The sequence below is a fragment of the Cronobacter condimenti 1330 genome (genome assembly GCF_001277255.1).
Classification (GTDB): domain Bacteria; phylum Pseudomonadota; class Gammaproteobacteria; order Enterobacterales; family Enterobacteriaceae; genus Cronobacter; species Cronobacter condimenti.
Genome location: NZ_CP012264.1, coordinates 1,102,407 through 1,115,147, shown reverse-complemented (window position 1 = coordinate 1,115,147; position 12,741 = coordinate 1,102,407). Strand labels below are relative to the sequence as shown.

Genomic DNA, 12,741 nt, shown 5'->3' with positions numbered 1-12,741 from the left:
GACGCGAAGCCAGACGGTGGTCATAAAAAAGACATTGCGTTATTTTCAGTCGACTGGCCTCTTCCCCTCGCGCATGGCGATGCTATGATGGCGAGAATTTTCTTCTTTATTGCCCATGGACCGTTGAGAGCCTGAACATGTTAAAAAAAGTACTCTTCCCGCTCGTTGCCCTTTTTATGCTGGCAGGTTGCGCGACCCCGCCGACAACAATTGAAGTCTCCCCGAAAATCACCCTGCCGCAGCAGGATCCGAGCCTGATGGGTGTTACCGTCAGCATCAATGGCGCTGACCAGCGTCAGGATCAGGCGCTGGCGAAAGTCACCCGCGACAACCAGCTGGTGACTCTGACCGCCTCACGCGATCTGCGTTTCCTGTTACAAGAAGTGTTGGAAAAACAGATGACCTCCCGCGGTTATATGATTGGCCCAAGCGGCGCGGTGGATCTGCAGATTATCGTCAATCAGCTTTATGCTGACGTCTCGCAGGGTAACGTGCGCTACAACATTGCCACCAAAGCGGACATCTCTATCATTGCTACCGCGAAAACCGGCAACAAGATGACTAAAAACTACCGTGCGAGCTACTCCGTGGAAGGCGCTTTCCAGGCAAGCAACCAAAATATTGCTAACGCGGTTAACTCCGTCCTGAGCGACACTATCGCCGACATGGCGCAAGACACCAGCATCCACGAGTTCATCAAGCAGAACGCGCGTTAATTTTCCTTCGTTATCCAGGCCCGGTTCGCCGGGCCGCTTTTTTACGGCCGCCCATGCACAGTCATTATTTACGCCTTTTCCAGCAGCCGAAATCCGCCATTTTACTGATCCTCGGCTTCGCGTCCGGCCTGCCGCTGGCGCTCACGTCCGGCACGCTTCAGGCCTGGATGACGGTCGAAAATATCGATCTGAAAACCATCGGGTTCTTCTCGCTGGTCGGCCAGGCTTACGTTTTTAAATTTCTCTGGTCGCCGGTGATGGATCGCTACACGCCGCCTTTCCTTGGCAGGCGTCGTGGCTGGCTGTTTATCACGCAACTGCTGTTGCTTGCCGCCATCGTTGGTATGGGCTTTTTAGAACCATCCACACATCTGCGCTGGATGGCGGCACTGGCGGTACTTATCGCCTTCTGTTCGGCCTCTCAGGACATCGTATTCGATGCCTGGAAAACAGACGTTCTGCCCGCAGAAGAGCGCGGCGCAGGGGCTGCCATCAGCGTGCTGGGGTATCGGCTGGCGATGCTGGTTTCAGGCGGGCTGGCGCTGTGGCTCGCGGATCGCTGGCTTGGCTGGCAGGCGACGTACTGGCTGATGGCCGCACTTTTAATTCCCTGCCTTATCGCCACCTGGCTTGCGCCAGAGCCTGACGACGCCATTCCCGCACCGCGCACGCTGGAGCAGGCCGTTGCCGCGCCGCTGCGCGATTTCTTTGGGCGCAATAACGCCTGGCTCATCCTTTTGTTGATCGTGCTTTATAAACTTGGCGATGCATTTGCCATGGCCCTCACCACCACCTTTCTTATCCGCGGCGTCGGCTTTGATGCAGCCCAGGTGGGTATGGTCAATAAATCGCTCGGGCTATTTGCGACAATTATCGGCGCGCTATACGGCGGCGTGTTGATGCAGCGGCTCTCGCTGTTTCGCGCCCTGATGACTTTCGGCATTTTGCAGGCAGCCTCGAACGCCGGTTACTGGCTACTGTCGGTCACCGATAAAGACATCATGAGCATGGCGGCCGCCGTTTTCTTTGAAAACCTCTGCGGCGGCATGGGTACCTCCGCGTTTGTGGCGCTACTGATGACGCTGTGCAATAAGTCGTTTTCTGCCACGCAGTTCGCGCTGCTTTCGGCCCTTTCAGCCGTGGGGCGCGTTTATGTCGGCCCGGTTGCGGGCTGGTTTGTGGAGGCTTACGGCTGGCCGACATTTTATCTCTTCTCGGTCGTTGCCGCCGTGCCTGGTATCTTGCTGCTGCAACTGTGTCGGGAAACGCTGGACTATACCCGTGAAACCGGCGAGTTCCTGCGCCGTCAGGCCTATCCCGGCGGTTATCGTTTCGCGCTGCGTCTGTTGATGGCTGGTTGCGCGCTGCTCGGCGTCTGGCTTCTGGTGATTATCAGCAACGCGCTCAACCTGAGCGCGCTGAGTTTTGGCGTTACGCTGCTCGAAGCTGGCGCGCTGCTGGCGCTTTCCGGTATAGCCCTCGGCTGTCTGCTCGATTACCTGGCGCTGCGGCGTGCCGCGTCCTAGCTTATCGCCTGAATTAAAAAGTTGATAAAAACGCTGTACAACTTAGCGCCGAACGGAAGCAAAAACAGGTTAATGATCCACGGCAGCTGACAAAGTAACTGTACAGGGAATCCGACCGGCCCGGAGATGATATCAATGGGCCAGCGCCACCACTGCCGCGCCCGCGGTCTCAGACATACCACCAGCACCGCCACGATAATGACTACCACATAGAGCAGCGGCGTGATTTCGTGACTTTTCTGATAGAACGCCACGGCATAGTGCGCAAAAAGCCCCACCGGGACTGCCAGCAGCGCGAGTGATAACAGCACATATCCCACGCGGATGCCGAGTCGCTGGCGGCTCCCTTCAGGATAACGGTTCCAGAGCGCCGGGATACCGCCCAGGTAAGCCACTACAATCGCACCGACAATGGCGACATCCCCCGCCGTCACCGTCGGTTCGACGGCCAGAAAACCCAGCACACCGCCCCAGAAGAGCAGGCTCATAAAGAGATGCATCGACAGCGCCCAGCCGGGTGTAGATAAAAGCGGCCTCATTACGGGGTTAATACGCTGCCATAAGCCGGGCTCTTCGGTACACATAATATGTACCTGTTGCCTTGCCTGATCGAGAAATCCCGGCCACAGGCGTCCCCACCAGGGCAGCGGTGCCTGTGGTTCGCTAATCAATCGCCAGCGCGCTTTCGACAGCCAGCTCGTCTGATGATGCCCACGCTCCACAACCATCCGGTAATCCTCTGCGGTGGTGGTCACGCGGGTATCGAGCGCTCCTACCTGCCAGGCCGGCAGTACCGTGCTGCGATAGTTATCCAGCTCCCAACCCATTATCCTGCCGACATGTTCCAGCTGGCCTCGCGTGAGCCACTGTTCATTCGCCAGCGCGTCGGCCAGCCTTTCGCTGAAATAGCCTCGGGCCGCAAGCGCATCGGGTAGCCCGGTTGAAAGAAAAGTTTCCAGTTGCCGACAGCCGGCCATCTCATCAGCCACAATCGTCATGGAGAGCGTCTGCGCTGTCTGACTGAGCGTATGCGGATCCCAGTCAGGTAAAACGACGGCATCAGCCTGTTGCAAAGGCGCAGCTTCCGGTGCCGTCAGTGGTAAATCAGAAACGTAGCGATAGGTCACCTCCACCTGCGCCTCGTCGCTCTCCTCTTCTGTGTCTTCCTCGTCGGCATATTCCTGATAGCGCTGTGCTGCCTCATAGGCTTCACGCAGCTGTTGATACTTTTTCGGATCTTGATCCGGGCGGTGTTGTTTCACCACTTTCGCCCAGGCGCGGCGCAGAGCGGCTTTATCTTTGGTCGGCTCAAGGCCGAGGAGCGTCCAGGCGTCCATTAACGTAACCCGTCATCAAATTGTGCGAGGATCTGTTCCAGCGCCTGTCGCGCGCTGGCGATAATTCGCAGATCCTGGCTCTCGAGCGCTTGCTCAAACTGCCCGCTGTAGTGATCGATAAGATGGCGCCGCTCCCCCAGCGTCTGCTCGTAGCGCAGGCTCGCCTGTGCCAGCAACTGTCGGTTTTCCGGGCGATCGCGAGGGTGAATTTTCAGGGCGTTAAGTTGCGCCAGCCGCTGCTGAATCTCCTCAGGGCTAAGGCTTCCTGGCGCGCGCTCAATCACGAGCGAAGCGACCTGCTCCTGCCCGTCCACTTTGCATTCCACCTCCAGAATGCCGTCAAGGGTGTAGGTAAAGCGTACATCAACGGTGACCTCACCTGCCGGCCGGGGTGGAATGTTGAGCGTGAATTTATCAAGCAGAATGTTTTCGCTCACGCGGCGCGCTTCCCCCTGATAGACCACGATATCCAGCTGGCGCTGGTTGTCGTAGACCGTCGAAATGGACTGGAACATGCTCACCGGCACAAAGCTGTTGCGCTCGATAATGGGCAGGAAGTAGCCGGTGTCATAGCGCTCGCCGTTGCGTCGCGACGTTTCAATGCCGAGAGAGAATGGCATTACGTCGGTCAGCACGATATCGTCCAGCGCGGCGTCAAGGCTTGCGAGCCCGGCCTGAATACCGGCACCGAGCGCGACGACTTCATCCGGGTTGAGTTCAGCACGCGGAAAGCGGCCAAACATGCGCGCGGCCAGTTGACGTACGACCGGCATACGGGTTGCACCGCCGACCAGAATGACATCATCAAGATCGCCAATATCGAACCGGGCGTCGCGCAGCGCCTGAATGACGGGCTGTTTAAGTCGCGCCAGTAGTGGCTGGCAGATGTCGGTAAATGTGTCGTTATCAAGCTGCCAGGTCATATCATGCCCACCCGCGTTGAACGTGGCGGTTGCCAGCGCCTGATGCGTAAGCTGGTATTTAAGGCTTTCGGCGTGAGCAACAAGTTGCGCCTCGTCATGATGCATCCCGTCCGGCTGATAATCGGGATAACGCGATAACATCCACTGGCGAATGATATCGGTGAAATCATCACCGCCAAGCCGCGCATCCCCGCTGCTGGCGCGCACTTCAATCACGCCTTCGAACATATCGACGATAGAAACGTCAAACGTCCCGCCGCCGAGATCGAAAACCAGGAACTTCTGCTCGCGGTTATCGGCGAGCCCGTAAGCAAGCGACGCCGCCGTCGGCTCATTCACCAGTCGCTCGACCGTAAGCCCGGCCAGATGGCCTGCCGTTTTCACCGCCTTACGCTGGATATCGTTAAACCAGGCCGGCACCGTGATGACCGCGCGCGTAAGGGCGCAGCCGAGCGACACCTCGGCATCGGCTTTCAGTTTGCGCAGTACCAGCGCAGAGAGTTCTTCCGCGCGAAAGCGATGCTCGCCAAGCGTGAACACTTTGTCGGTGCCCATATAGCGCTTAAAGCTCGCGTGTGTGAGCGTCGGGTGACTCACAAGCCTCGCCTTCGCCGCTTCGCCCACAATAAGATGCCCGTCGTCGTCCAGTCCGACGACGGAGGGCGTGAGCACTTTTTTTTGACCATCGGCAATCAGCGTTGCGCGGCCATCCGTAAACCAGGCCACCGCGCTGTTCGAGGTGCCCAGATCAATGCCTATCAAAGGCGTAGTTGTTTCCATGCTTATCAACCCTTTACCCTGAGTATTTGTTGTTTTTTTGTTGCTTTAATCACCAGAAAAAAAGCACAACGAAGAAAGTGTTCCATTTTATTGGTCAATAAAATAGCATTTGATTTGCTTAGATATATTTATCGATATTTGGTAGCAGAGACTTTAAATAATTTCGTTTATCATTCTGTGCGACATTATTTTTCACGATTCAGCACCGTGAAAAAATTATTTTCCCGCCGTTATTGTTTCTCATTTGAAACCGTATTGTTAATTTCTTGTATGTTATTTTCAACCCTATATACTCAATTCCCGCCTTGACCTTACTTTACATAGGATTTTGTTATAACCCTTGCCATGTGGCTGTCATGGCTTACATTTTACATTTTGTTGCATTGGCTGTGACGGTTGCGACAGAACCCGGTTACACCCCACAGACACTGCGCCATTCGTGTTTACAGTAATGTAACCTTCCCGTAAAATGCCCGGCACACTTTAACCGCCACCAGATCCCCCTGAATTGAGGTCGTTAAATGAGACTCAGGAAATACAATAAAAGTTTGGGACTGCTGTCATTATTCGCAGGCACTGTTTTACTCAGTGGCTGCGATGCTGCGCTTCTCAACCCCAAAGGACAGATTGGACTGGAGCAACGTTCACTGATACTGACCGCCCTCGGGCTGATGTTGATTGTCGTGATTCCAGCCATCGTGATGGCTATTGGCTTCGCCTGGAAATATCGGGCAACCAATAAGGACGCAAAATACAGCCCCAACTGGTCACACTCTAACAAAGTTGAAGCTGTTGTCTGGACCATCCCTATCCTTATCATCATTTTCCTTGCAGTACTGACATGGAAAACCACGCACTCGCTCGAACCCAGCCGTCCGCTGGCGCACGATACGAAGCCGGTGACCATCGAAGTTATCGCAATGGACTGGAAGTGGTTCTTCATTTACCCGGAGCAGGGCATCGCTACGGTCAATGAAATCGCATTCCCGGCGAACACGCCTGTGGAATTCAAAATCACCTCCAACTCGGTGATGAACTCCTTCTTTATTCCGCGCCTGGGTAGCCAGATCTACGCAATGGCAGGCATGCAGACCAAACTGCACCTGATTGCGAACGAAGCCGGCACCTACGACGGTATTTCTGCTAACTACAGTGGTGCAGGTTTCTCCGGCATGAAGTTCAAGGCAATCGCCACGCCGGATAACGAAACCTTCAACCAGTGGGTGGCCAAAGCGAAGCAGTCTGGCAAAACCATTAACGATATGGCGACCTACGACAAGCTGGCGGCCCCGAGCGAATACAACAAAGTCGAATACTTCTCCAGCGTAAAACCGGATTTGTTTAAAGATGTTATTAACAAATTCATGGGACCTGGGAAGAGCATGGACGTGACTCAGTCTGAAGGGGAGCACAACGCCCACGAAGGCATGGAAGGCATGGACATGAATCACGCGGAAACCTCTCACTAAGGGGCCGAGGAATAATACGATGTTCGGAAAACTTACACTGGATGCAATCCCGTACCATGAGCCGATTATCATGGTTACGGTGGCTGCCATTATCGTCGGGGGTCTGGCGTTAGTTGCAGCTATCACTTACTTCGGTAAGTGGTCTTATCTGTGGAACGAGTGGCTCACGTCTGTGGACCACAAACGTCTGGGGGTTATGTATATCCTCGTGGCTATCGTGATGCTGGTTCGCGGCTTCGCGGACGCCATCATGATGCGTACCCAGCAATTGCTGGCGGCCTCCGGCGAAGCCGGGTTCTTGCCGCCACATCACTACGACCAGATCTTTACCGCCCACGGCGTTATCATGATCTTCTTCGTGGCGATGCCGTTCGTTATCGGTCTGATGAACCTGGTGGTTCCGCTGCAGATCGGCGCGCGTGACGTGGCATATCCGTTCCTGAACAACCTGAGCTTCTGGTTCACGATTGTCGGGGTTATCCTGGTGAACGTCTCTCTGGGCGTGGGCGAGTTTGCTCAGACCGGTTGGGTGGCTTATCCGCCGCTCTCGGGTATTGAGTACAGTCCGGGCGTTGGGGTGGACTACTGGATCTGGAGTCTCCAGCTCTCCGGTATTGGTACGACACTGACCGGTATCAACTTCTTCGTTACCATTCTGAAGATGCGTGCACCGGGCATGACCATGTTCAAAATGCCGGTCTTCACCTGGGCGTCGCTGTGTACTAACGTCCTGATTATCGTCTCCTTCCCGATCCTGACCGTCACCATTGCGTTGCTAACCCTGGACCGCTATCTGGGCACCCATTTCTTTACCAATGATATGGGTGGCAACATGATGATGTACGTGAACCTGATCTGGGCCTGGGGCCATCCGGAAGTTTATATTCTGGTCCTGCCGGTGTTTGGTGTGTTCTCTGAAATCACCTCCACCTTCTCGAAGAAACGTCTGTTTGGTTATACCTCCCTCGTTTGGGCGACTATCGCGATTACCGTGCTGTCGTTCATCGTGTGGCTGCACCACTTCTTCACCATGGGTAGTGGCGCGAACGTGAACGCCTTCTTTGGTATCACCACGATGATTATCGCCATCCCGACCGGGGTGAAGATCTTCAACTGGCTGTTCACCATGTATCAGGGCCGTATTCAGTTCCACTCCTCTATGCTGTGGACTATCGGCTTCATCATCACCTTCTCTATCGGTGGTATGACCGGCGTTCTGCTGGCGGTGCCGGGCGCAGACTTCGTATTGCACAACAGTCTGTTCCTGATTGCGCACTTCCATAACGTTATTATCGGCGGTGTGGTGTTTGGCTGCTTCGCAGGTATGTCGTACTGGTGGCCGAAAGCCTTTGGCTACAAGATGAATGAAACCTGGGGCATCCGCGCCTTCTGGTTCTGGATCATCGGCTTCTTCGTGACCTTTATGCCGCTGTACGCCATGGGCTTCATGGGTATGACGCGTCGCGTTAGCCAGAACATCGACCCGATGTTCCAGCCCCTGATGATTGTTGCTGAAATCGGTGCGCTGCTGATTGCGTGCGGTATCCTCTGCATCGTTCTGCAGATTTACGTGAGCGTCCGTGACCGTCACCTGAACCGCGACCTGACTGGCGACCCGTGGGGCGGCCGTACCCTTGAGTGGGCGACCTCTTCTCCGCCGCCGTTCTATAACTTCGCGGTTGTACCGGAAATCCACGAGCGCGACGCGTTCTGGGAAATGAAAGACAAAGGTGAAGCTTACAAGCAGCCTGCGCACTATGAAGAAATTCATATGCCGCGTAACAGCGCAGCGGGTATTTTCATCGGCGCGTTCAGCACCATCTTTGGTTTCGCCATGATCTGGCATATCTGGTGGCTGGCTATCGTGGGCTTCGCAGGTATCGTTATCACCTGGATTGCGAAAAGCTTCGATGAAGACGTGGATTACTACGTACCGGTTGCCACTGTTGAAAAACTGGAAAACCAGCACTTCGAAGAAATCACCAAAGCAGGGCTGAAAAATGTCAACTGAGAGCATTAATCACGAACTTGCTCATGGCAGCCATGAGCATGGGCACCACGATGCAGGAGCCAACAAAGTCTTTGGCTTCTGGATCTACCTGATGAGCGACTGCATTCTCTTTGCATGTCTGTTTGCCACCTATGCCGTTCTTGTGAACGGCACGGCGGGGGGCCCGACCGGGAAAGACATTTTCGAACTGCCGTTTGTGCTGGTTGAAACTTTCCTGCTGCTGTTCTCCTCCATCACGTACGGCATGGCGATGATCGCCATGAACAAAAATAATCAGAGCCAGGTTATGTCCTGGCTCGCCCTGACCTTCCTGTTTGGCGCAGGGTTCGTGGCGATGGAAATCTATGAATTCCATCATCTGATCGCCGAAGGTTTCGGCCCGGATAAGAGCGGCTTCCTGTCTGCGTTCTTTACCCTGGTCGGCACCCACGGTGTCCACGTTACCTCTGGCCTTATCTGGATGGTCGTGATGATGATTCACGTCTCACGTCGCGGTCTGACCCATACTAACCGCGCTCGCCTGATGTGCCTGAGTATGTTCTGGCACTTCCTGGACGTGGTGTGGATCTGCGTGTTCTCTGTAGTCTATCTGATGGGGGCGATGTAATGAGTCATTCAACCGATCACAACGGCGCCCACCACGGTGGCGTCAAGACGTACCTGATCGGGTTTATCCTGTCGGTCATTCTGACAGTAATCCCGTTCTGGATGGTCATGAACGGCTCCGCGTCTCACGGCACCCTTTTGGGTGTGGTCGTGGCAACCGCAGTCGTACAGATTCTGGTTCACCTGGTGTGCTTCCTGCACATGAACGCCTCCTCTGAGGAGCGTTGGAACCTGGTAGCCTTTATCTTTACGTTGCTGATTATCGCGATTGTAGTGGTAGGCTCTATCTGGATTATGTGGAACCTGAATCACAACATGATGGTTCACTAAGAGCGGCGAGTATGATTAAGCAATACCTGCAAGTAACGAAACCAGGCATCATTTTCGGCAACCTGATATCGGTTATCGGGGGATTCCTGCTGGCTTCTAAAGGCAGCATCGACTATCCCCTGTTCCTTTTCACCCTCGTGGGGGTGTCGCTGGTCGTGGCGTCCGGTTGTGTGTTTAACAACTACATCGATCGTGATATTGACCGCAAAATGGAGCGCACCAAAAACCGTGTGCTGGTGAAAGGACTGATTTCGCCGAAAATGTCGCTGGTGTACGCCACCTTGCTGGGTATTGCTGGCTTTATGCTGCTCTGGTTCGGCGCGAACCCGCTGGCGATGTGGCTCGCGGTCATGGGCTTTGTGGTGTATGTCGGAGTGTATAGCCTCTACATGAAACGTCACTCGGTCTACGGCACGCTGATTGGCTCGCTGTCGGGCGCAGCGCCGCCGGTTATCGGCTACTGCGCAGTGACTAACGAGTTCGATACGGGCGCGTTGATCCTGCTTGCGATTTTCAGTCTGTGGCAGATGCCGCACTCCTATGCGATTGCTATCTTCCGCTTCAAGGATTATCAGGCCGCCAATATTCCGGTACTGCCGGTGGTAAAAGGGATCTCTGTGGCGAAAAACCACATCACCCTTTATATCATTGCGTTTGCCGTGGCGACCCTGATGCTCTCGCTGGGGGGATATGCCGGGTATAAATACCTGGTAGTGGCGGCAGCGGTCAGCGTCTGGTGGCTTGGCATGGCCCTGCGAGGCTACAAAGCTGAAAATGATAAAGTCTGGGCGCGCAAACTGTTTGTGTTTTCCATTGTCGCCATCACCTCGCTGAGCGTGATGATGTCAGTCGACTTTATGGTGCCGGATTCACATAATCTGCTGACTTACGTCTGGTAAGTCATCGAGACAAAAAAGGGTGCTCCGGCACCCTTTTTTATTACCTCGTTTCAGGCTGCGATTCATTGGCAGCATAAATAGTTAACCCTTGAAATATTTTCTAAATAACCCGGCATTTACCCTCCCCTGCCCTCGCACTACACTAAGGCCTGCTTTTTATCTGAGGTGGTAATGAACGATAACAAAATGACGCCAGTCGAGTTGCGCGCGACATGGGGTTTAGGGACGGTATTTTCTTTGCGCATGCTCGGTATGTTTATGGTACTGCCGGTCATTACTACTTACGGAATGGCGCTACAGGGTGCCAGTGAAGCGCTGATTGGTTTTGCCATCGGTATTTACGGCCTCGCGCAGGCCATTTTTCAGGTGCCGTTTGGCCTGCTTTCTGACCGCATCGGCCGCAAGCCGCTGATTATCGGCGGTCTCGCAATTTTTGTTATTGGCAGCCTGGTCGCTGCGCTGACCGACTCTATCTGGGGCATTATTCTCGGGCGCGCGCTGCAGGGCTCCGGCGCTATCGCTGCCGCCGTCATGGCGCTGCTCTCCGATTTAACACGCGAACAAAACCGCACCAAGGCGATGGCCTTTATCGGCGTCAGCTTTGGCGTTACGTTCGCTATTGCGATGGTGCTTGGCCCGATTATTACTCACGCGCTTGGCCTGCATGCGCTCTTCTGGATGATCGCCGTTCTTGCCACCGCGGGGATTATTATTACGCTCTGGGTTGTGCCTGACAGCGGAAGCCACGTGCTGAACCGCGATTCGGGGATGGTGAAAGGCTGTTTTCGCAAGGTGCTGGCTGAGCCGACGCTGCTGAAGCTCAATTTCGGCATCATGTGTCTGCATATTCTGCTGATGTCGACGTTCGTCGCCCTTCCCGGTCAGCTGGAAGCGGCAGGTTACCCGGCAGCAGCGCACTGGAAGGTCTATCTCTGCACCATGCTGATTTCCTTCGTTTCGGTGGTGCCGTTTATCATTTATGCCGAAGCAAAGCGCAAAATGAAGCGTGTTTTTCTCTTCTGCGTGGCGCTGCTGCTGATTGCTGAAATCGTGCTGTGGGGCGCAGGTCCGCACTTCTGGGAACTGATTGTCGGCGTACAGCTGTTCTTCGTGGCGTTTAACCTGATGGAGGCGCTGCTGCCGTCGCTTATCAGTAAAGAATCACCAGCAGGCTATAAAGGCACGGCAATGGGCGTCTACTCCACCAGCCAGTTTCTTGGCGTGGCGATCGGCGGGTCGCTTGGCGGATGGGTCGATGGCCTGTTTGACTCGCAGACGGTATTCCTGGTGGGCGCGCTGCTGGCGACGGTCTGGCTGCTCGTAAGCACCACCATGAAAGAGCCGCCGTATGTCAGCAGTATCCGCGTTGAAATTCCGCCTGATGTGACGGCAGATGAGACGCTTGCGCAGCGCCTGCGGGAGACGTCTGGCGTCAGCGAGGCGATTGTGGTTACCGACGAACGTAGCGCCTATCTGAAAATCGACACCAAAGTAACGAATCGCGTAGAGATAGAACAGCGTATTCAGAACGCGTAACGCATCGGGCAACAACGTGGCGCAGAAAAAAGGGCGGAAAATCCGCCCTTTTTCGTATCTGCCGTTTCGATGACCGCTTAGTCGCGGAAGTTATTGAACTGGAACGGCTGCCCCAGGTTACCGCCGCGCACCAGTGCGATGGCCTGCTGGAGATCGTCACGCGCTTTGCCGGTTACACGAACCTGCTCGCCCTGGATCTGCGCCTGGACTTTAATCTTGCTGTCTTTGATAAGCTTAACGATTTTCTTCGCCATGGCGGAGTCAATGCCCTGCTTCAGCTTCGCCTCGACGATCCAGGTTTTTCCGCTATGCTCGAACTCGTCCGGCACCTCGATAGAGCTGCCTTCGATACCACGTTTCAGCAGTTTCGCACGCAGAATATCCAGCAACTGATTTACCTGGAAATCAGATTCGCTCACCACTTTAATGGACTGATTTTTTTCATTGAGCTCGAAGCTCGCGGTCACGTTGCGAAAATCAAAACGGGTTTCGAGCTCGCGCGTGGCGTTCTCAACCGCGTTCTGCACTTCGCGCATATCGACCTCAGAGACAATGTCAAAGGATGGCATGTTTTCTATCTCCCTCTCAGTATGTGCGTTGCATAATAC

The 12,741-nt window shown here is 54.7% G+C and carries 11 protein-coding genes; 8 read left to right on the top strand and 3 right to left on the bottom strand.

What is annotated here, in order from left to right:
* The first annotated feature begins 137 nt into the window (after positions 1 to 137).
* Together AFK62_RS05110 and ampG are read left to right on the top strand one after the other, a co-directional pair.
* Entirely contained in the window at positions 138 to 716 is a 579-nt protein-coding gene (locus tag AFK62_RS05110) for a lipoprotein (protein ID WP_007673843.1), read from the top strand.
* A gap of 53 nt (positions 717 to 769) precedes the next feature.
* Entirely contained in the window at positions 770 to 2,242 is a 1,473-nt protein-coding gene (gene ampG, locus AFK62_RS05105; RefSeq protein ID WP_053531749.1) for a muropeptide MFS transporter AmpG, read from the top strand.
* On the opposite strand, the gene AFK62_RS05100 is transcribed toward ampG, so the two are convergent.
* Positions 2,239 to 3,579 (bottom strand): J domain-containing protein, encoded by a 1,341-nt coding sequence (locus AFK62_RS05100; protein WP_007673846.1) that lies wholly within the window; start codon positions 3,577 to 3,579, stop codon positions 2,239 to 2,241. The two genes, ampG and AFK62_RS05100, sit on opposite strands and share 4 nt — an antisense overlap.
* Positions 3,579 to 5,282, bottom strand: coding sequence for a molecular chaperone HscC (locus AFK62_RS05095; RefSeq protein WP_053531748.1), 1,704 nt, complete (start codon positions 5,280 to 5,282; stop codon positions 3,579 to 3,581). Before AFK62_RS05095 ends, AFK62_RS05100 begins: the two co-directional genes overlap by 1 nt.
* Before the next feature lie 521 nt (positions 5,283 to 5,803).
* Here AFK62_RS05095 and cyoA point away from each other — a divergent pair.
* The 6 genes from cyoA (at position 5,804) to AFK62_RS05065 (ending at position 12,133) form a co-directional block, all read left to right on the top strand.
* The gene (cyoA, locus tag AFK62_RS05090) at positions 5,804 to 6,751 is read left to right on the top strand and encodes a cytochrome o ubiquinol oxidase subunit II (RefSeq protein WP_032984458.1); all 948 of its coding nucleotides are present in this window, start codon (positions 5,804 to 5,806) and stop codon (positions 6,749 to 6,751) included.
* Positions 6,752 to 6,770: 19 nt separating this feature from the next.
* Positions 6,771 to 8,762, top strand: coding sequence for a cytochrome o ubiquinol oxidase subunit I (cyoB, locus tag AFK62_RS05085; RefSeq protein WP_007673855.1), 1,992 nt, complete (start codon positions 6,771 to 6,773; stop codon positions 8,760 to 8,762).
* Entirely contained in the window at positions 8,752 to 9,369 is a 618-nt protein-coding gene (locus AFK62_RS05080; RefSeq protein ID WP_007673856.1) for a cytochrome o ubiquinol oxidase subunit III, read from the top strand. Before cyoB ends, AFK62_RS05080 begins: the two co-directional genes overlap by 11 nt.
* Positions 9,369 to 9,698 carry a cytochrome o ubiquinol oxidase subunit IV gene (locus AFK62_RS05075; RefSeq protein WP_007673857.1) on the top strand — a complete coding sequence of 110 codons (330 nt, stop codon included), beginning with the start codon at positions 9,369 to 9,371 and terminating at the stop codon, positions 9,696 to 9,698. The genes AFK62_RS05080 and AFK62_RS05075 overlap by 1 nt, the downstream gene beginning before the upstream one ends.
* An 11-nt stretch (positions 9,699 to 9,709) precedes the next feature.
* Positions 9,710 to 10,597, top strand: coding sequence for a heme o synthase (gene cyoE, locus AFK62_RS05070; RefSeq protein WP_007705361.1), 888 nt, complete (start codon positions 9,710 to 9,712; stop codon positions 10,595 to 10,597).
* A 171-nt stretch (positions 10,598 to 10,768) separates the two neighbouring features.
* Positions 10,769 to 12,133, top strand: coding sequence for an MFS transporter (locus AFK62_RS05065; protein ID WP_007673859.1), 1,365 nt, complete (start codon positions 10,769 to 10,771; stop codon positions 12,131 to 12,133).
* Positions 12,134 to 12,210: 77 nt separating this feature from the next.
* On the opposite strand, the gene AFK62_RS05060 is transcribed toward AFK62_RS05065, so the two are convergent.
* The gene (locus AFK62_RS05060; protein ID WP_053531747.1) at positions 12,211 to 12,702 is read right to left on the bottom strand and encodes a YajQ family cyclic di-GMP-binding protein; all 492 of its coding nucleotides are present in this window, start codon (positions 12,700 to 12,702) and stop codon (positions 12,211 to 12,213) included.
* Positions 12,703 to 12,741: the final 39 nt, after the last annotated feature.

Excerpts from the sequence above, each read along its gene's own strand:
- AFK62_RS05110 (WP_007673843.1), top strand. The coding sequence starts at position 138 with ATGTTAAAAAAAGTACTCTTCCCGCTCGTTGCCCTTTTTATGCTGGCA.
- ampG (WP_053531749.1), top strand. The coding sequence starts at position 770 with ATGCACAGTCATTATTTACGCCTTTTCCAGCAGCCGAAATCCGCCATT.
- AFK62_RS05100 (WP_007673846.1), bottom strand. The coding sequence starts at position 3,579 with ATGGACGCCTGGACGCTCCTCGGCCTTGAGCCGACCAAAGATAAAGCC.
- AFK62_RS05095 (WP_053531748.1), bottom strand. The coding sequence starts at position 5,282 with ATGGAAACAACTACGCCTTTGATAGGCATTGATCTGGGCACCTCGAAC.
- cyoA (WP_032984458.1), top strand. The coding sequence starts at position 5,804 with ATGAGACTCAGGAAATACAATAAAAGTTTGGGACTGCTGTCATTATTC.
- cyoB (WP_007673855.1), top strand. The coding sequence starts at position 6,771 with ATGTTCGGAAAACTTACACTGGATGCAATCCCGTACCATGAGCCGATT.
- AFK62_RS05080 (WP_007673856.1), top strand. The coding sequence starts at position 8,752 with ATGTCAACTGAGAGCATTAATCACGAACTTGCTCATGGCAGCCATGAG.
- AFK62_RS05075 (WP_007673857.1), top strand. The coding sequence starts at position 9,369 with ATGAGTCATTCAACCGATCACAACGGCGCCCACCACGGTGGCGTCAAG.
- cyoE (WP_007705361.1), top strand. The coding sequence starts at position 9,710 with ATGATTAAGCAATACCTGCAAGTAACGAAACCAGGCATCATTTTCGGC.
- AFK62_RS05065 (WP_007673859.1), top strand. The coding sequence starts at position 10,769 with ATGAACGATAACAAAATGACGCCAGTCGAGTTGCGCGCGACATGGGGT.
- AFK62_RS05060 (WP_053531747.1), bottom strand. The coding sequence starts at position 12,702 with ATGCCATCCTTTGACATTGTCTCTGAGGTCGATATGCGCGAAGTGCAG.